This is a genomic window from Phenylobacterium sp. (genome assembly GCF_035944335.1).
Classification (GTDB): domain Bacteria; phylum Pseudomonadota; class Alphaproteobacteria; order Caulobacterales; family Caulobacteraceae; genus Phenylobacterium.
Genome location: NZ_DASZBG010000085.1, coordinates 49488 through 67965, shown reverse-complemented (window position 1 = coordinate 67965; position 18478 = coordinate 49488). Strand labels below are relative to the sequence as shown.

Annotated in this window: 17 protein-coding genes; 7 read left to right on the top strand and 10 right to left on the bottom strand. The window is 70.3% G+C overall.

What is annotated here, in order from left to right; translation table 11 throughout:
- Positions 1–3: 3 nt before the first annotated feature.
- The 6 genes from sufD to VGT80_RS14245 are packed head-to-tail and all read right to left on the bottom strand — an operon-like array spanning position 4 to position 5260.
- Positions 4–1035 (bottom strand): Fe-S cluster assembly protein SufD, encoded by a 1032-nt coding sequence (gene sufD, locus VGT80_RS14270; RefSeq protein ID WP_327456909.1) that lies wholly within the window; start codon positions 1033–1035, stop codon positions 4–6.
- Positions 1032–1778: a Fe-S cluster assembly ATPase SufC gene (gene sufC / locus VGT80_RS14265; protein WP_327456907.1), complete on the bottom strand. Its 747-nt coding sequence runs from the start codon at positions 1776–1778 to the stop codon at positions 1032–1034. The genes sufD and sufC overlap by 4 nt, the downstream gene beginning before the upstream one ends.
- A complete protein-coding gene (locus tag VGT80_RS14260; RefSeq protein ID WP_327456906.1) occupies positions 1778–2188 on the bottom strand; it encodes a hypothetical protein in 411 nt (136 codons plus the stop codon). The genes sufC and VGT80_RS14260 overlap by 1 nt, the downstream gene beginning before the upstream one ends.
- Positions 2185–3654 carry a Fe-S cluster assembly protein SufB gene (sufB, locus tag VGT80_RS14255; RefSeq protein WP_327456904.1) on the bottom strand — a complete coding sequence of 490 codons (1470 nt, stop codon included), beginning with the start codon at positions 3652–3654 and terminating at the stop codon, positions 2185–2187. Before sufB ends, VGT80_RS14260 begins: the two co-directional genes overlap by 4 nt.
- Positions 3654–4829 (bottom strand): cysteine desulfurase family protein, encoded by a 1176-nt coding sequence (locus tag VGT80_RS14250; RefSeq protein ID WP_327456902.1) that lies wholly within the window; start codon positions 4827–4829, stop codon positions 3654–3656. The genes sufB and VGT80_RS14250 overlap by 1 nt, the downstream gene beginning before the upstream one ends.
- Entirely contained in the window at positions 4826–5260 is a 435-nt protein-coding gene (locus tag VGT80_RS14245) for an Rrf2 family transcriptional regulator (protein ID WP_327456900.1), read from the bottom strand. Before VGT80_RS14245 ends, VGT80_RS14250 begins: the two co-directional genes overlap by 4 nt.
- Positions 5261–5449: 189 nt before the next feature.
- Here VGT80_RS14245 and VGT80_RS14240 point away from each other — a divergent pair, with 189 nt between their 5' ends.
- Positions 5450–6100 carry an alpha/beta hydrolase gene (locus VGT80_RS14240; RefSeq protein ID WP_327456898.1) on the top strand — a complete coding sequence of 217 codons (651 nt, stop codon included), beginning with the start codon at positions 5450–5452 and terminating at the stop codon, positions 6098–6100.
- Positions 6101–6106: 6 nt separating this feature from the next.
- Entirely contained in the window at positions 6107–6490 is a 384-nt protein-coding gene (locus VGT80_RS14235) for a nuclear transport factor 2 family protein (RefSeq protein ID WP_327456896.1), read from the top strand.
- 45 nt (positions 6491–6535) lie between these two features.
- Here the strand turns inward: VGT80_RS14235 and VGT80_RS14230 are convergent, their stop codons facing one another.
- The 4 genes from VGT80_RS14230 to VGT80_RS14215 are packed head-to-tail and all read right to left on the bottom strand — an operon-like array spanning position 6536 to position 11433.
- Positions 6536–6985 (bottom strand): DUF2147 domain-containing protein, encoded by a 450-nt coding sequence (locus tag VGT80_RS14230; RefSeq protein ID WP_327456894.1) that lies wholly within the window; start codon positions 6983–6985, stop codon positions 6536–6538.
- A gap of 9 nt (positions 6986–6994) precedes the next feature.
- The gene (locus tag VGT80_RS14225) at positions 6995–9451 is read right to left on the bottom strand and encodes an FtsX-like permease family protein (RefSeq protein ID WP_327456892.1); all 2457 of its coding nucleotides are present in this window, start codon (positions 9449–9451) and stop codon (positions 6995–6997) included.
- Between the two features lie 13 nt (positions 9452–9464).
- Positions 9465–10145, bottom strand: coding sequence for an ABC transporter ATP-binding protein (locus tag VGT80_RS14220; protein ID WP_327456890.1), 681 nt, complete (start codon positions 10143–10145; stop codon positions 9465–9467).
- A gap of 28 nt (positions 10146–10173) precedes the next feature.
- The gene (locus VGT80_RS14215) at positions 10174–11433 is read right to left on the bottom strand and encodes an efflux RND transporter periplasmic adaptor subunit (RefSeq protein WP_327456888.1); all 1260 of its coding nucleotides are present in this window, start codon (positions 11431–11433) and stop codon (positions 10174–10176) included.
- A 209-nt stretch (positions 11434–11642) separates the two neighbouring features.
- Here VGT80_RS14215 and VGT80_RS14210 point away from each other — a divergent pair, with 209 nt between their 5' ends.
- From VGT80_RS14210 to kdpB, 5 genes are all read left to right on the top strand, one after another.
- Complete coding sequence (locus VGT80_RS14210) at positions 11643–12182, top strand: response regulator (RefSeq protein WP_327456886.1); 540 nt, start codon at positions 11643–11645, stop codon at positions 12180–12182.
- Positions 12172–13491, top strand: a complete 1320-nt coding sequence (locus tag VGT80_RS14205) for a sensor histidine kinase (RefSeq protein ID WP_327456884.1) — start codon at positions 12172–12174, stop codon at positions 13489–13491. Before VGT80_RS14210 ends, VGT80_RS14205 begins: the two co-directional genes overlap by 11 nt.
- Positions 13492–13560: 69 nt before the next feature.
- Entirely contained in the window at positions 13561–14400 is an 840-nt protein-coding gene (locus VGT80_RS14200) for a DUF4118 domain-containing protein (RefSeq protein ID WP_327456882.1), read from the top strand.
- 275 nt (positions 14401–14675) lie between these two features.
- Entirely contained in the window at positions 14676–16385 is a 1710-nt protein-coding gene (gene kdpA, locus VGT80_RS14195) for a potassium-transporting ATPase subunit KdpA (protein ID WP_327456880.1), read from the top strand.
- Positions 16386–16401: 16 nt separating this feature from the next.
- Entirely contained in the window at positions 16402–18471 is a 2070-nt protein-coding gene (gene kdpB, locus VGT80_RS14190) for a potassium-transporting ATPase subunit KdpB (RefSeq protein ID WP_327456878.1), read from the top strand.
- Positions 18472–18478 lie beyond the last annotated feature (7 nt).

The window sequence follows — 18478 nt, the reverse complement described above, 5'->3', positions numbered from 1 at the left end:
GGATCAGCCCGTCAGCCTTTCCGCCGCCCACAGCCGCACAATGCCGCGCGCGCCCTCGTGGGCGATCCGGTCGATGACCTCGCCGATGAAGGCTTCGGTCAGCAGGCCACGGGCCTGCGCCTCCGGGATGCCGCGCTGGCGGGCGTAGAACAGGGCGTCCTCGTCCAGCGCGCCCACGGTGTTGCCGTGGCTGCAGGCCACGTCGTCGGCGTAGATCTCCAGCTCGGGCTTGGCGTCCACCTCGGCGCGGTCGGAGAGGATCAGGGCGTGGTGCTCCATCCGGGCGTCGGTTCGGTCCGCGCCGCGCGCCACCACGATGCGGCCCTGGAAGACGCCGCGCGCCTGATCGCGGACCACGCCCTTGGCCATCTGCATGGTGACGCCGTCGGTCCCGTCGTGGGTCACGACCGTGGTGAGGTCGGCGTGGCGCTTGTCGGCGACCAGATAGACCCCGTCGAGCCGCAGCTTCGCCCCGCCGCCCGGATGCGCGACGCGGGTCTCGACCCTTTGCCGGCGGGCGCCTGAAAGCAGCACGGTCTGGCCGTAGTCGGCGCCCGCGCCGAGCCGAACTTCGGCTTCGCTGACCGAGACGCCCTCGGCGCCGTCGGCGGCCAGCACGATGCGCTCCAGCACGGCCCCGTCGCCCAGGCTAACCGCCAGCGACGCATGGGCCACATAGCCGCCGGTGTCGCCTTCATAGGTCTCCAGCAAGGTCAGGCGGGCGCCAGCGGCGACCTCGACCTCCACGCGGGCGGTGTGCGAGCCCGCCCCGCGCGAGAGCAGGCGCAGCGCCAGGGTCTTGTCCTCGCCGGCAGCGACCTCGATCCGCACGTCCCCGGCGCCATTGGCCACGACATAGGAGGCGCTGACGAGGTGCTCGAAGGGGCCCTGACCCACGTCACGCGGGTCGACCGGCGTCGAGGGCTCCGGCACCACGCGGACCAGGCCGCGCAAATCGGTCCAGCGCCAGTCCTCGTCGCGCTTGCCGGGCAGTTGCGCCGGATCGAGGTCGCGTATGGCGCCGGCGAGGTTCAAGCCGCCCTCGCGTACTTGTCGTAGCCTTCGCGCTCCAGTTCCAGCGCCAGCTCAGGCCCGCCGGAGGCGGCGATGCGGCCGCCGGCCAGCACGTGCACGCGGTCGGGGCGGATGTAGTCCAGCAGCCTCTGATAGTGGGTGATCACCAGCATGGCGCGATCGGGCGCGCGCAGCGCATTGACGCCCTCGGCGACGATCTTCAGGGCGTCGATGTCGAGGCCGGAGTCGGTTTCGTCGAGGATCAGCATGCGGGGCGAAAGGATCGCCATCTGCAGGATTTCCATCCGCTTCTTCTCGCCGCCGGAGAAGCCGACGTTGAGCGGGCGCTTGAGCATCTCGAAGTCGATCTTAAGCGCGGCGGCCTTCTCGCGGGCGAGCTTGAGGAAGGCCGGCGCGGCGACCTCGTCTTCGCCGCGGGCCTTCTTCTGCGCATTGAGCGCGGTGCGGATGAAGGTCAGGGCCGGAACGCCGGGGATCTCCAGCGGATATTGGAACGACAGGAAGACCCCGCGCGCGGCGCGTTCGTCCGGGTTCAGCGCCAGCAGGTCCTCGCCATCCAGCGTGGCTGACCCTTGCGTGACCTCATAGCCCTGGCGGCCGGTCAGCACATAGGACAGCGTCGACTTCCCCGCCCCGTTCGGGCCCATGATGGCGTGCACCTGGCCCGCGGGCACGTCGAGCGACAGACCCTTGAGGATCTCGGTCTCGCCGACGGTGGCGTGCAGGTCTTTGACGGTCAGCATCAGCGGGTCTCGTCGACGAGGAACTGGGCCATCACGGCCAGGGCGTCTTCCAGGGTCTCGACGGTCAGCTGCTTGCGGGGCGCGGCGGCCCCCGGGGTGGTGGTGCGCTTGTCCGACAGCGTCACGCTCGCCTTGCCGGCTTCGAAATAGGCGGCGATGCGGAAATCGCTGTGATCGATGGAGACCGTGTAGCGGCGGCGGTCGGCGACCAGCGCGCGCTTGGCCAGGAACTCGGGGTCGGCCTGCAGCGCCTCCAGGAGCTGGGTGGCGCGGGCGAGATCTTCTTCCTGCTGCTTGCGCTCGGCTTCGTCGCGGGCGCGCCGCTCCATCTCCCGGCGGGCGAATTCCACTTCGAAGGCGTCCTTCAGCGTCAGCTTGCGCGCCGCGCCTTTACGGGTCTTCGAGGTCATCCAACGCTCCCTTCCAGCGAAATGGCCACCAGCTTCTGGGCTTCCACGGCGAACTCCATGGGCAGCTCCTGCAGCACCTCCTTGACGAAGCCATTGACCAGCAACTGGACCGCCTCCTCCTGGGAGAGGCCTCGCTGCATCACGTAGAACAGCTGGTCGTCGGAGAGCCGCGTGGTGGTCGCCTCGTGCTCGAACACCACCTGCCCGTTGCGCGCCTCGACATAGGGCACGGTGTGGGCCGCGCAGTGCTTGCCGATCAGCAAGCTGTCGCACTGGGTGAAATTGCGGGCGCCCTTGGCCTTCGGGTGCGCCGAGACGAGACCCCGATAGGTGTTGGACGATCGGCCGGCGGAGATGCCCTTGGATATGATCCGCGAGCGGGTATTGGCGCCCAGGTGGATCATCTTGGTGCCGGTGTCGGCCTGCTGGCGGCCGTTGGTGATGGCGATGGAGTAGAACTCGCCCGTGCTCTCGTTCCCGCGCAGAATGCAGGATGGGTACTTCCAGGTGATCGCCGAGCCCGTCTCCACCTGGGTCCAGGAGACCTTCGAGCGGTCGCCGCGGCAGTCGGCGCGCTTGGTGACGAAGTTGTAGATGCCGCCCTTCCCGGTTTCCGGATCGCCCGGGTACCAGTTCTGGACCGTCGAGTACTTGATCTCCGCGTCCTCCAGCGCCACCAGCTCGACGACGGCGGCGTGCAGCTGGTTCTCGTCGCGCATCGGGGCGGTGCAGCCTTCGAGGTAGGAGACGTAGGACCCCTTGTCGGCGATGATCAGGGTGCGCTCGAACTGGCCGGAATTCTCGGCATTGATCCGGAAATAGGTCGACAGCTCCATCGGGCAGCGGACGCCCGGCGGCACATAGACGAAGCTGCCGTCGGAGAAGACCGCCGAATTCAGGCAGGCGAAATAGTTGTCGGAAACCGGCACGACGGAGCCCAGGTACTTGCGCACGAGCTCGCCGTGGTCGCGGATCGCCTCGCTCATCGGGCAGAAGATGACGCCGGCCTCAGCCAGCTCCTTCTTGAACGTCGTCACGACGCTGACGCTGTCGAAGACGGCGTCGACGGCGTAGCGCGGCGCGCCCTCGACCCCGGCCAGCACTTCCTGCTCACGCAGCGGGATGCCCAGCTTCTTGTAGGTCTCCAGGATCTCCGGATCGATCTCGTCGAGGCTCTTCGGCTTCGGACCCTTCGGGCCACCGGCGTAGTAGTAGCTGTCCTGGTAGTCGATGCGCGGGAAGCTGACCTTGGCCCAGTTGGGCTCATCCAGCGCCAGCCAGCGCTCGAAGGCCTCCAGGCGCCAAGCCAGCATCCACTCCGGCTCGCCCTTCTTGGCCGAGATGAAGCGGACGATGTCGGGGTTCAGACCCTTGGGGGCGAACTCCTGCTCCACGTCGGTGACGAAGCCGTGCTTGTAGCGCTCGAGGCTCTCGACGTGTTCGACGGTCTGGCGGACGGCGGCCATCAGGCGGCTCCAGCGGCGGCGGGCGCGTGGCGCGCTGTGTGGCGCCGATAGGCCTCGAACCAGGCGTCGACGAAGCGGTTCCAGTCGGCCTCGGTGCTCTTCCAGCCGCCGGAGACGCGGATGCCGCAGCCGGCGAGGTCGCCGAGGCCCATGGCGGCCAGCACCGGCGAGACCTTGACCTTGCCGGACGAGCAGGCGGCGCCGGCCGAGACCATGACGCCGGCCAGGTCGAGGGCCATGACCTGGGTGTCGGCGGCGAAGCCGGGGGCCGCGACGCAGAGCGTGTTCGGAAGGCGCGGGGCAGCCTCGCCGACGACGACGGCGCCGGCGGATTTCAAGCGGGCGGCGGCGGCGTCGCGCCAGGCGGCTTTTCCTTCAACATCGACGGGCTGCTCAAGTGTTTCACGTGCTGCCGTAGCCGCTGCGCCGAACCCATTGATTCCAGATACGTTTTCGGTTCCTCCTCGGCGGCCGCGTTCCTGGCCGCCGCCGTGCTGGCGGCGGGACAGCACGGCGCGCGGGCCGAAGGTCAGGGCGCCGACGCCCTGCGGGCCGCCGATCTTGTGGGCGGAGATGGAGAGGGTGTCGGCGCCGAGCGCACGACTGTCGACGGCGATCTTGCCGGCGGCCTGGACCGCGTCGACGTGCAGCCAACCGTCGGCGGCCCGGACCAGCTCGGCGGCCTCGGCGACCGGCTGGATGACGCCGGTCTCGTTGTTGGCGAGCATCAGGGCCACGAACGGCTTGCCGTCGGCGGCGTCCCAGCGCGCCAGGCGCTCGGACAGCCAGGTCAAGTCCACGCGACCGCTGCGATCGACGGGGATCGCCTCGACCGCGAGGCCGGAGGCCTGGGCGGTCTCGCGCACGCTGTCGTGCTCGATGGCGGAGATCAGCAGGCGCTTCGAGCCTGCGGCGATGGCGCTTTCCAGAGCCAGCGCATTGGCCTCGGTGCCGCCCGAGGTGAAGACGATGGTGGAGGTGGGCGCTGCGATCAGGGCGGCGACATCGGTCCTCGCCTGCTCGACCAGCGCGCGGGCGGCGCGGCCGGCGGCGTGGACGGACGAGGGATTGCCCCCCACCTCCAGCGCATGGGCGACCGCGGCGGCGGCTTCCGGGCGCACCACGGCGGTGGCGTTGTAGTCGAGATAGACCCGCGGGTTCGAATTGGCGGTCATGCGGCGCGCCGATCGGCGGTCAGGCGGCCGGTCGCCACGTCGGCCAGGCTGACGGAGGCGAGATAGTCCTCGATGTGTTCGCCGAGATCGGCCCACAGGTCATGGGTCAGGCAGCGCTCGCCCTTGATCATGCAGCCCTTGCCGGCCCCGCAGCGGGTGGCGCGCAAGGGCTCGTCCACGGCATGGACGATGTCGGCGATGGTGGTGTCCTGCGGCCCCCGGGCCAGGCGATAGCCGCCGCCGGGACCCCGGGCGCTGGTCACCAGGCCGCGGCGACGCAGGCGGGCGAACAGCTGCTCGAGGTAGGAGAGCGAGATCTCCTGGCGGGCGGCGATGTCGGCCAGGGCCACGGCGCGCACGGCGTCGGTTTCGCGGCGCGCGAGGTCGACCATCGCCATGACGGCGTATCGGCCCTTGGTGGAGAGGCGCATGGTCTCACCCTCATCGTTTTCCGCGCAGTCGTTTTTCCGCGCATCGCGGCCCGGCTATGCTACAAGCCGCCGCCTTGCGCGGGGCTCGCCTGCCCGGTCCGGCCGTCAGGGTTGGGACTTAGGAAGACCAAGCGCAGCAGTCAAGTATTCAGGCCGGGTTTCCTGGGCCGAGGTTGCAAGAGGGTTCGCATGCCAGAGGTGGTTCTGACCGGCGCGGCCGGGCGGATCGAGGGACGGTACTCCCAGGGCAAGACCGAGACGGCGCCCGTGGCGCTGATCCTGCACCCGCACCCCAAGGCGGGCGGGCAGATGAACAATCCGGTCACCGTGCAGCTCTTCCACCTGTTCATGAAGCGCGGCTTCTCGGTGCTGCGGTTCAACTTCCGCGGCGTCGGACGCTCCCAGGGCGAGTTCGACGGCGGCATCGGCGAGCTGGCCGACGCGGCGACCGCGCTCGACTGGCTGCAGTCCACCAACCCGGCCGCCTCGCAGTGCTGGGTGGCCGGCTATTCGTTCGGCGCCTGGATCGGCATGCAGCTCCTGATGCGCCGGCCCGAGACCGACGGCTTCATCGCGGTGTCGCCGCCGACCAACGCCTACGACTTCTCGTTCCTGGCCCCCTGCCCGGCCTCGGGCCTGATCCTGCACGGCAGCGCCGACAGCGTGGTCCCCTCGGTGGACGTGGAGCGCGTGGTCTCCAAGCTGCGCACCCAGAAGGGCATCACCATCGACTACGACGTGGTGGAGGGCGCCAGCCACTTCTGGGCCGAGAACCTGCCCGACCTGGAAGGCCGGGTCGGGGCTTATCTCGACAAGCGCCTGGCCGCCCAGCCGGCCTAGCGCGGCGTGGCTGTCGCGCCTGAAGACGCTATCCGGGCGCGGCGCAAGCTGACCAACAAGCTGATCGCGGGTCACGACGCCGCGCGACTGAGGCCGTTCTTCGCGGCCGACGCCCGGCTGATCGCCGGCGACGGCGGCCTGATCCTGGGTGGAGCGGCCATCGTCGAGGCCTTCGCCCGACAGTTCGCCGACCCGGACTTCGAAACCTATGTCCGAGACGCCGAGACGGTGGAGATCGACCGGGCGGGGGACCGCGCCGCCGAGACCGGCCGCTGGACCGCCCGCTGGAAAGGCGGCGAGATGAGCGGCCGCTACCTCGCCTGTTGGCGCCGGCAGACCGGCCAATGGGTGATCGAGAGCGAGCTCTACATCACCCTGGCGGAGACTTGAGGCTCGCCCGCGCCTCAGGACGCCGCCGGCTTCGACCTCAGGCGGCTACGGCGCCGGCCGCTTCCAGGTCTGCGCCTGGCAGATGATGAGGACGCAGCCTTCCAGCTTCAGGGTCCCGTCGTCGTTGATGCGCATCTTCGACCTGTAGGTCTTGCCGCTGTCGGGATCGTAGATGCGCCCGCCGCTCCAGCGGCCCTGGGCCTCGCGCGTGAAGCCGGTGATGAAGGGCATCCCCACCAGCGTCCGGGTGCGCAGCGCCGGGTCCGGATTGGCGCGATCGAGCGCCGGCCTGCCGGCCGCATCGAGGCCCTGTTTCAGCCAGACCATGATCCCGCAGAGCTGGCTGGGGTTGGCCGGACAGGCGGCGATGTGCACCTTCGCACTGCCCCCCGGCGTCATCCAGTCGCCGGCCACCGGATCGGACGCGGCGCTCGCCGCGTGGGCGACGCCTGCGAAGGCCAGCCAGACGCCTGCCGTGGCCAAGAACTTCAACATGGTCGCCTCCTATTCGTAGCGGAGCGCGCCGACGGGCTTCGAGCGGGCCACGTTCAGCGCATGGAAGAAGACGGTCGCCCAGGCGATCACCAGGGCCGCCGCGCCGGCCGCCAGGAATGTCCAGAGCGGCAGGTCGACGTGGTAGGCGAAGCTGGAGAGCCACCGCTGCAGGATGAACCAGGTCACCGGCCAGGCGATGAGGTTGGCCCAGATCACCGGCTTGGTGAATTGCCACAACAAGAGCTTCAGGACATCGCCCGAACTCGCGCCCATGGCCTTGCGCACCCCGATCTCCTTGGTGCGCCGCTCGGTGGTGTAGGCCGACATGGCGAACAGGCCCAGCGCTGCGATGGAGAGCGCCACGATGGCCGAGGCGGTGATCATCGCGCCCTGGACGATGGTGTCGACGTAGAGCCGCAGCATGAAGAGGTCGACGAAGTAGGTGGTCATGGGTCCCGACTGGGTGCGCTTCCACTGCCGGTCGATGCCGGCCAGGGCCTCGGCCTTGTGGTTGGGGTCGAGGCGCACGGCCAGCGCCAGGGAATCGAACGGCCCGCCCACCTTGGGTCCGATCACGTAGATCTGCGGCTGGATCTTGGCGCGCGCCGAACCGAAGGTGAAGTCCGGCAGGACGCCGATGATGGTCGAGGGCGAATTCTGCATGTACTGCCCACGCGCCGCCTCCGGCAGGCCGTAATCCATGACGCCGTTCCAGACGATGGACTTGCCGACCGCCTCGGCCGGGCGGGCGAAGCCCAGCGCCCGCGCCGCGGTCTCGTTGATCACCAGCGGCTGGTGGAAATCCAGCCCGTAGGCGGCGTCGCCGGGGCGATTGGGGTCGAACAGCCGCCCGGCCAGGGGCTTCAGCCGGAAGGTCTCCAGGAACCCATAGTCGATGGGATTGATGGCGACGGTGGTGTGGATGCGCCCGGAGGTGGCTGTGGTTTCATTGTCGGCGACATTGATCGCATAGGCCGAGGTGCAGGCCGCCGTCACCACGCCGGGAACCTGGCGGATCTGGTCGCGGAGGTTCCGCGTGCAGGGCTTGGCGAGCAGTAGCAGGACGTCCTTCTTGTCCAGGTGGGTCGCGTCGTTGAGGGCGAACATGGTCTGGCGATAGATCGAGCCAGCCCCGAGGATCAGGGCGACGAGCACCGCGAACTGGATCACCACCAGGGCCTGGCGGACGCGCGCGCCGCCGATGCTCTGGACCACGCCGCCCTTCAGCACCGCCGCGGGCCGGAAGCCGGACATCACCAGGGCCGGATAGGCGCCGGCCAACAGGGCGACGACCAGCAGGACCCCCACCATGCCGGCGGCCAGCCTGGCGTCGTGCAGGTAGTCGAAGCCGATCCGCCGCTGCACCAGGGCGTTGAACGCCGGGAGCAGCAGCTCGGCCAGGGCGATCGCGACCACCCCGGCCACGGCGACATAGATCAGCGCCTCGCCCATGAACTGCACGATGAGGTCGCGGCGCGAGGCGCCGGCCGACTTGCGCACGCCCACCTCGACCGCGCGGCGCGCGGCCCTGGCGGTCATCAGGGTCACGAAGTTGATGGCGGCGACCACGACGATCAGCACGCCCACCGCGGCGATGGCCATGACCACCTTGGGATCGCCCGAGGCCTTGGTGAATTGCGAGGCGCGCGAGGGGCGCAGGTGGATGTCGCCGATGTTGACCGGGGTCAGCCAGTATTTGGCGTCGCCCTGCAGCGCCGTGCCGTAGCGGCGCTGGATGAAGGCGGGGAGCTGGCTCTCGACGGAGGCGACCGACGTGCCGGGACGCAGGCGGAAGTAGGTCTGCACCCGGTTCGACCCGAAGCCCTGGCTGGACTCGATGTTGTGCATGATCCCCCAGGGCGCTCGGCCCGACGGGAAGATCTCGCCCAGGATGTGGGTGTTGGACGGCAGGTCCTTGATCACCGCGGTCACCCGCATGGGGTGCTTGTCGATGAACAGGGTCTGGCCGAGCGGCGCGTCGGCGCTGAAATACTTCCGGGCCATGGTCTGATCGATGACCACGCTGTCGGGCGCATCGAGGGCATGGGCCAGATCGCCGGCGACGGTCGGGAAGGGCATCAACTGGAAGAGCTCGGGGTCGGCCCAGGCGACGTTCTGCTCCGCCGCGCTGATCTCGCCGTGCTTGACGTCCGGCGGATAGCCAGCCGCGCCATAGCGGGCGACGAGCTGCATCTGCGGGAAGTCGAGCCGCAGGACCTCGGCCAGCGGAATGGGGGTGTATTCGCCTTCGGACGGCGCCCCGCCATTGGTGGCGACGATTGTCGAGAGCCGGTAGATCTGCCGGTAGTCGGGGAAGAAGCGGTCGTAGCTGAACTCATCGCGCACGAAGAGGGCGATCAGCAGGGCGGCGGCGAAGCCCACCGACAGGCCCACGATGGTGATGCCGGCATAGAGCCGGTTGCGCGCCAGGTTGCGCAGCGCCGCGGCGAGGTAGTTGCGGAACATCGATCCAGCCTCCTCAAGCGGCCAAGAGCGTTTCGGAGACCACCCGGCCGTCCAAGAGCTTGATGGTGCGCTGGGCCACCGCGGCGTGGACCAGGGAGTGGGTGACCATGATCACGGTCACCCCGGCCGCGGCGGCCTCGGTGAGCAGGCGCATGACCTCGTCGCCGTTGGCGGTGTCGAGGTTGCCGGTCGGTTCGTCGGCGAGGATCAGCTTGGGCTCGGAGACCAGGGCGCGGGCGACGGCCACGCGCTGCTGCTGGCCGCCGGAGAGCTGCTGCGGACGGTGGCGCGCGCGGTGGGCGATGCCGACCCGCTCCAGGGCCTCGGCGACCCGGCGCTTGCGCTCCGCGGCGCCGACGCTGCGATAGAGCAACGCGACCTCGACGTTCTCCGCGACGGTCAGGTCGTCGATCAGGTTGAAGCTCTGGAAGACGAAGCCGATGTTGTCGCGCCGCAGCTTGGTCAGCTGCGCCTCGGGCAGGCGGGCGACGTCCTGGCCGAAGAAGGAATAGACGCCGCTGGTCGGGCTATCGAGCAGGCCCAGCAGGTTCAGGAGCGTCGACTTCCCACAGCCGGACGGACCCATGATGGCCACGAACTCGCCGGGGTCGATCTGCAGCGACACCCCGCCCAGCGCCAGGGTCTCCACCTCGGTGGTGCGATAGACCTTGGAGATATCCTCGAGCTTCAGCATTGGCCCCTCCGTCCGTTCATTTGGCAGTTCATTTGGTCAGGATGATCCGGTCGATCTTCTCGTAGCCGGTGTAGTCCGATGTGATGACCCGCTCGCCGGGCCGGAGCCCCGAGAGCACCTCGACCTGGTCGGCGCTGCGGCGGCCGACCTTGATGCGGCGCCGCTCGGCGCGATCGCCCCCGGCGTCGAGCACCATGGCCCAGTCGCCGCCGGTGCGCTCCAGGAAGCCGCCAGCCGGCAGGATCAGGGCCTGGCGGTCGCCGCCCAGGGTCAGGCGGCCGTCGAGCGCCTGGCCCGGCAGCACGTCCTTGGGCATCGGGCCGACGAAGGCGAGCTCCACCAGGAAGGTCGCGTCCTTGACGGTCGGATCGACGCGGGTGACGCGCAGCGCGAACGGGCGGCCGCCGACGTCCACCTCGCCCATCTGCCCGGGATGGACGCGGTCGAGGTAGTATTCGTCCACGTGGGCCTCGATCTTGAAGCCGGTGGGCGGCACGATCTGGCCGAGCCGCTCGCCGCGGTTTTTGATCTCGCCGATGTTGAGGTGCATGTCGGTGAGCGCACCGGCCACGGGCGCGCGCAGGGTCAGGCTGTCGAGCTTCGAACGGGCGACGCCAAGGCTGGCCTGCAGGTTGGAGAGCTCGGTCTTGATCTGCGGCAGCTGGCGTTGGCGCAGCACCTCTTCTTCCTGGTTGATCGAGGTCTGCAGCGGCTGCAGGCGCCGGTTGTGGTCCAGCTCGTCGTGCACCGCCTCGTACTGCTGGCGCGGCACGAACCCCTTGCCGATCAGGGTGTCGGCGCGGTGGGCGTCGCGCGACAGGCGGGTGATGTCGTAGTCGATCTGGGCGACGGCCCGCTCATTGGCGACGCGGGCGTCCTCCAGCTGTTTCTCGTAGGCCTGCAGCTGGGTGATGGATTCGGCGAGCCGGCCCTCGCGGTCGAGGACCTCCAGCTCCAGTTCGGTGTTGCGGAACCTGACCAGCGGCTGGCCGGCCGCCACGGTGTCGCCGGCCTGGGCGAAGACCTGCTCCACCTGACCCCCTTCCAGGGAGTCGAGATAGACCACGTCGCGCGGCGCCACCTTGGCCCGCAGGGTGGTGACGTCATGGAAGACGCCCATCTGCGCGGTGCCGAGGGTGACGTTCGCCGCCGGCGTCCGCAGGGAGGTGCGGGCTCCGGCGGCGAGGCCGAGGCCTAGAAGCACGACGATGCCGACGGCCGCCGCGACCGCCGCTGGGACGAGGGTGCGCCGGCTCCGCCACCAGGGGCGGGACAAGGGTTTGTCCATCAGGTTCGTCATGCCGGATCAGTATCAAGCCGAGTGCGCGTTTGCGGAAACTCTGCCAGATCAGAGACTTAGCTGAAATTCCGGTCCTCCCCGGAAGCTGAGCTGTCCGATTTCGAACAGTGGCGCTCGCCGTCGCCGCCGCCCGGCACGGTAAGCCGTTGAACAGCCTGGCTTTTGCCGCACCCCGCGGCGCGCCGTAGAGTCTGGGTGTGGAGCGGGCCCAATCCTATCTGGTGGTGGACGACGACGCCGACGTGCTGAAGGCCGCCGCGACGGCCCTGATGCGTCCCGGCGTCCACGTTGAGGCCGTGGCCTCCCCCGAGGGATTGGCGGCCAAGGCGCAAGGCGCCGCCGCCGTCCTGCTGGACATGAACTTCGCGGCCGGCGCGCGCAGCGGGGCGGAGGGCTTCGACGCGCTCGCCGCCCTGCAGGACGCGGACCCTTCCCTGTCGGTCGTGCTGATGACCACCTATGGCGGCGTGGCCCTGGCCGTGGAGGCGCTGAAGCGCGGGGCCGTCGATTTCGTGCTGAAGCCCTGGCGCAACGAGGCGCTGGCCGACGCCATGGCCGCCGCGGCCCGGCTGACCGCCGAGCGACGGGCCGGGGCGCCGCTCAACCTCGACGATCTGGAGCGGCGGGCCATCGAACGGGCCCTGGCGATCCACGAGGGCAATGTCTCGCGCGCCGCCCTGGCGCTCGGCCTGACGCGGCCGGCCCTCTACCGCCGCATGGCGCGCCATGGCCTCTAGGCCGCCGGCCGGCGCGGCGAGCTTCGCCCTGGGCGCGAGCCTGCGGGCCGGCGCCATGGGGCTGTTGGCGTTCGGGGCGTTCCTGGCCGCCGAACGGCATCTGTGGGCGACCACGATGGTGCTGGCGGCCCTCCTGCTGCTCGTCGCCTTCGACCTGGCGCGCAGCACCACGGCCGCCGACCGGGTGCTGGCCCAGTTCATCGAGGGGCTGAACGCCGAGGGCTACGAGCGCCCGGCGCCGCAGCCGGGCCTTAGCCAGGCGGCGGGGGCCATCGAGCGGAGCCTGGACCGGCTGGCCTCAGCGCGGGCCGACCGGCAGCGGCGGATCGATCACTTGGAGGCTCTGCTCGACAATGTGACCGCCGCCCTGCTGGTGGTGGACGAGACGGGCCAGGTGGTCAGCGCCAACCGCGCGTCGCGGCAGAACCTGGGCGCCGGGCCCGGCGCGATCAGCGCGATCGCCAGCCTGCCGCCCGCCACCGCGGTGCGCCTGCGCACCCTGCCGCCCGGCGCACGCGAGATCGTGCGGCTGGCCGACGGGCGGGCCATGCTGGCGCAGGCGGCGAGCTTCACCGCCGAGGGCCGCCGGCTGACCCTGATCTCCCTGCAGAGCCTTTCGGCCGAGCTGGACGCGGTGGAGCTGAAGGCCTGGCAGGACCTGGTCCGCGTGCTGGCCCACGAGATGATGAACTCCCTGACCCCGATCCTGTCGCTGTCGGAGAGCCTGGCCGGCCGGCTGCGCGCGAAAGACTCCGACCCGGCGGCGATCGCCGCGGACCTGGAGGTGATCGCCCGGCGCAGCGCCGGCCTGATGCATTTCGTGGAACGCTATCGGCGGCTGACCGACCTGCCGGCGCCGGAGCGGACGAAGATCCGCGCCACGGAGCTGGTGGCCAGCCTCGACCGGCTGATGGGGCCGAGCATGGCCGAGGCCGGCGTCGACTATGCCAGCAGCGTCTCGCCCAGGCGGCTGACCCTGGAGGCCGATTCCGAGCTGCTGGAACAGGCGCTGATCAACCTGTTGAAGAACGCGGTCGAGGCGGTGCGCGGCCGCCCCGGCGCCGCCGTGCGGTTGGGCCTGCGGCTGGAGGACGCGCAGGTGGCGCTGATCGTCGAGGACAATGGGCCCGGCATCCCGGCCGAGGACCCCGAAGCGGTGTTCGTGCCCTTCTTCACCACCAAGCCCGGCGGGTCGGGCGTCGGCCTGACCCTGGCGCGGCAGATCGCGCTGGCCCACGGCGGGCGTCTGGAGCACAGCCCGCGCAAGGGCGGCGGGGCGGTGTTCCGGCTGGTCCTGCCCTACGGCTGAGCGCGGCGATCCACATCGAACTTTTATGTCGCGGCCGCCTAGGATGGGCGCCTTGGGGAAGGATCCGCGATGTCCCAGCCGCTCGCCCACCGCCCGTCGACCTCCCGCGCGGCGGCGCCTGCCGCCGCAGAGACCGGCGCCGACGACGCCCGGCTCGGCCGCGGCTGGCCCTATCTGCTGGCCCTGACCCTGGTCGCCATGGCGACCCTGCTGGCCTTCGTGGTCGAGAACCTGATCGCCGCGCCGAACCTGACGCTGATCTTCGTGCTGCCGGTGATCATCGCCGCCACCGGCTTCGGATGGGGACCGGCCCTGGTCGCCGCGGCCGGCGGCGTGCTCGCCTTCGATTTCTTCTTCACCGAGCCGCGCTATTCGTTCCGCATCGCCAGCGCGTCGGACCTCTGGGCCGCGGCCCTGCTGCTGGTCATCGCCGCCATCGTCAGCACGGTCGCGGCCGAGGCGCGACGGCGCGCGCTGGAAACGGCGCGGGCCGCCGAACAGGCCCAGGCGCTGCAGGGTCTGGCCCACCTGGTCATCGAGGCGCGGCCGGCCGGCGAGATCGTGCAGGCCGCGGCCGACGCCCTGACCCAGATCTTCCACGCCCCCGCGGCGATCTTCCTGGAGCGGGGCGGCCGGCTGGAGGCGGTGGCCAAGGCCGGCGGCGCGACGATCACCGGCGACGTCGCCGAGGCGGCCGAAGGCGCGCTGCGCTCGCACCTCGCCACCCGGTCCGAGACCTATCCCTATGACCGCTCGCCCTTCGACCTGTGGCCGGTGCAGACGCCGGGCGGGCGGCGCTATGTGCTGGGCGTCGACTTCACCCATGGCGAGCGCGAGCGCCCGGCCACGCCGCAGCGGTTCGTGGACGTGGTGAGCGGCTACCTGGCGGCGGCCCCGGCCAAGGCCTGAGCTTCCTTACGCGGCGCTTATGCCCAGGGGTCCAGCCCCGTCTCGCGCCCTGACGGCCAAACAGGCGATCTAGGCGGCCTCATCCTCCCATCTGGAGCGGGGCATGCTCGATCTGGTCTTTCTGGCGCTCGGTCTTGCGGTGATGGCGATCTTCGTCGCCTACGCGGCCGCGCTGCGGCGTCTCTAGCCATGCTGGAAATGCTCATCTGGGGCGCCGGCGCGCTCGTCATCGGCGGCTACATGCTGGCCGCTCTCCTGCGTCCGGAGACGTTCTGATGACCCCGCAGGGCTGGCTGGAAATCCTCATCACCATCGCCATCACCGTCGGGCTGGCCTGGCCGCTCGGCGTCTTCCTGGCGCGCGTCTGGCAGGGTGAAAGCACTTGGCTCGATCCGGTGCTGAAGCCCGTCGAGCGGCTCGCCTACGCCGCCTGCGGGATCAAGCCCGACCGGAGCCAGGGCTGGTTCGCCTATGCGGCGAGCTTCCTGATGTTCTCGGCGGCGAGCTTCGTCGTGCTCTACCTGACCCTGCGGTTTCAGAACCTCCTGCCGCTGAACCCGCAGGGGTTCGCCGGCATGAGCCCGCACCTGGCGTTCAACACCGCCGTCAGCTTCGTCACCAACACCAACTGGCAGTCCTATACGCCGGAGCAGGCGGTCTCGACCTTCTCGCAGATGGCCGGACTGACCTCGCACAACTTCCTCTCCGCGGCGGCGGGCATCGCCGTGGCGGCGGCGCTAGCGCGGGCCTTCGCGGCCAATCGCGGCGAGGGGCTGGGCAACTTCTGGGCCGACCTGACCCGGATCAGCCTCTATGTGCTGCTGCCGATCTCCCTGGTCCTGGCGCTGATCTATGTGGCGCTGGGCGAGCCGCAGACGCTCGTCGCCGGCGCGGCCGCCACCACGCTGGAAGGCGCCAAGCAGACCATCGCCCTGTTCCCCACCGCCAGCCAGGAGGCCATCAAGCAGCTCGGCACCAACGGCGGCGGCGTCTTCAACGCCAATTCGGCCCACCCGTTCGAGAACCCGAACGCGATCAGCAACCTCCTCGAGATCGTCTCGATGAACGTGCTGGGCTACGCCTGCGTGGTGGCCTTCGGCCGCGTGGTGCTGGCCAGGCGTGACGCCCGCGCCCTGGTCGCGGTGATGGCGCTGTTCATCCTGGGCGCCTCGGCCGCGATCTACGCCGCGGAGGTCCAGCCGGCTCCGGCCCTGGTCGCCGCGCACGCCGAGGCCTCGGTGAACATGGAGGGCAAGGAGGTGCGCTTCGGAGGGCCCTCGACGGCGGTGTGGACCGCCAACACCACCGGCGCCTCGGACGGCGGGGTGATCGCCATGCACGACAGCTTCATGCCGCTGGCGGGTGGCGTCGCGATGTTCATGATCCAGCTCGGCGAGATCGTGCCGGGCGGCGTGGGCTCGGGCCTCTACGGCATGGTGGTCATGGCGCTGATCGCGGTCTTCGTGGCCGGCCTGATGGTCGGACGGACGCCGGAGTACCTGGGCAAGAAGATCGAGGCCCGCGAGGTCAAGCTCGCCATGCTGGCGGTGCTGATCCTGCCCCTGTCGATCCTCGGCTTCTCGGCGGTGGCGGCGGTGCTGCCGATGGCCTTGAAGGGCCTGGGCAATCCGGGCGCGCACGGCCTGTCGGAGATCCTCTACGCCTATTCCTCGGCGACCGGGAACAACGGCTCGGCCTTCGCGGGCCTGTCGGCCAACACGCCCTGGTGGAACACCACGCTGGGCATCGCCATGCTGCTCGGCCGCTTCGCCTACGTGGTCCCGGTGTTCGCCATCGCGGGCTCGCTGGCCGCCAAGCCGAAGCTTTCCGCGACCACCGGGACCTTCCCCACGGACGGCCCGCTGTTCATCGGCCTCCTGATCGGGGTGATCCTGATCATGGGCGGCCTGCAGTTCTTCCCCGCGCTCGCGCTCGGCCCGATCGTGGAGCACTTCCAGGTGCTCCAGGCCGTGGCGGCGCGCTGACCCATCAGGGCATCCCATGACCACAATCACCGAACCGCTGGGCGCCTCGCGCCGCCAGGCCTCCACCCTGGTCGGCAGCTTCTCGGCGCCGATCCTCGCCCGCGCCGCGCGCGACGCGGTCGTCAAGCTCGACCCCCGCTGCCTGACCGGCAATCCGGTCATCCTGGCCACCGAGGTGGTCGCCATCCTGGCCACCGTCTCGACCGGGCTGGCCATGGCGTCGGGCGGCGCCTGGGGCTTCGCCCTGCAGCTCGCCATCTGGCTCTGGGCCACCGTGCTGTTCGCGAATTTCGCGGAGGCCGTCGCCGAGGGGCGCGGCAAGGCGGCGGCGGACAGCCTGCGCGCCGCGCGGGTGACCACCCAGGCCAAGCGCCTGCCAGATCCCGCCCGCGAGGCTTTCGTCCTGACGCCGGCGCACAAGCTGGGCGTCGGCGACGTCGTCCTCGTGGAAGCCGGCGACGTCGTTCCAGCCGACGGCGAGATCGTCGAGGGCATCGCCTCGGTGAACGAGGCGGCCATCACCGGGGAGAGCGCGCCGGTGATCCGCGAGAGCGGCGGCGACCGCAGCGCGGTGACCGGCGGCACCACGGTGGTGTCCGACTGGATCAAGGTGCGCGTCACCTCGGAAGCCGGGTCGACTTTCCTCGACCGGATGATCGCCATGGTCGAGGGCGCTGACCGCCGCAAGACGCCCAACGAGATCGCCCTGGCCGTGCTGCTGGCCGGCCTGACGCTGATCTTCCTGATCGCGACGGCGACCTTGCTGGGCCTCGGCGCCTACTCCGGCGTGGTGATGAGCCCGCTGGTGCTCGGCGCCCTGTTCATCTGCCTGATCCCGACGACCATCGGCGGCCTGCTTTCCGCGGTCGGCATCGCGGGCATGGACCGGCTGTTGAAGGTCAATGTGCTGGCGACCTCGGGACGGGCGGTGGAGGCGGCCGGCGACGTCGACACCCTGCTGCTCGATAAGACCGGCACCATCACCTACGGCAACCGCATGGCGACCGAGGTTATCCCGGCGCCGGGCGTGCGGCCGGAACGGGCGCTGCAGGCCGCGCTGATGGCCTCGCTGGGCGACGAGACGCCGGAAGGCCGCTCGATCGTGCAGCTGGCCCAGGATCTGGGTCAGACCGCCGAGGCCCCGAAGGGCGGCGAGATCATCGCCTTCTCCGCCACCACGCGGCAGTCGGGGCTGAACGCCGGCCAGAAGTCCTGGCGCAAGGGCGCGGTGGACGCGGTGCTGGCGACGCTTGGCCTCACCGCCAAAGACATGCCGGCCGACCTGGCCGCGGCGGTTGACCGGATCGCGCGCGCCGGCGGCACCCCGCTGGCGGTCAGCGAGGATGGCGCCCTGGTGGGCGTGATCCACCTGAAGGACGTGGTGAAGCCCGGCGTGAAGGACCGCTTCGCCGACCTGCGCCGGATGGGTCTGCGCACGGTGATGATCACCGGCGACAACCCGGTGACCGCCGCGGCCATCGCTTCCGAAGCCGGCGTCGACGATTTCCTGGCCGAGGCGACGCCGGAGGACAAGCTGCGCATGATGCGCGAGGAGCAGGGCCGCGGGCGGCTGGTGGCCATGTGCGGCGACGGCGCCAATGACGCCCCGGCGCTGGCCCAGGCCGATGTCGGCGTGGCCATGCAGACCGGCGCCCAGGCCGCCCGCGAGGCCGGCAACATGGTCGATCTGGATTCAGACCCGACCAAGGTCATCGAGATCGTCGAGGTGGGGAAGCAGATGCTGATCACCCGCGGCGCGCTGACCACCTTCTCCATCGCCAACGACGTGGCCAAGTATTTCGCCATCATCCCGGCGATCTTCGTGATCGCCCTGCCCGCGCTCGGCGCGCTCAACATCATGCATCTGGCGAGCCCGAAGAGCGCGATCCTGTCGGCAGTGATCTTCAACGCCCTGATCATCGTCATGCTGATCCCGCTCGCCCTGCGCGGCGTGCGCTACCGGGCGATCGGCGCGGCGCGGCTGCTGCAGCGCAACCTGTTCATCTATGGCCTGGGCGGCATCGTCGCCCCGTTCATCGGCATCAAGCTCGTGGACCTGGTGGTCTCGGGCCTGCACCTGGTGTGAGGATCCC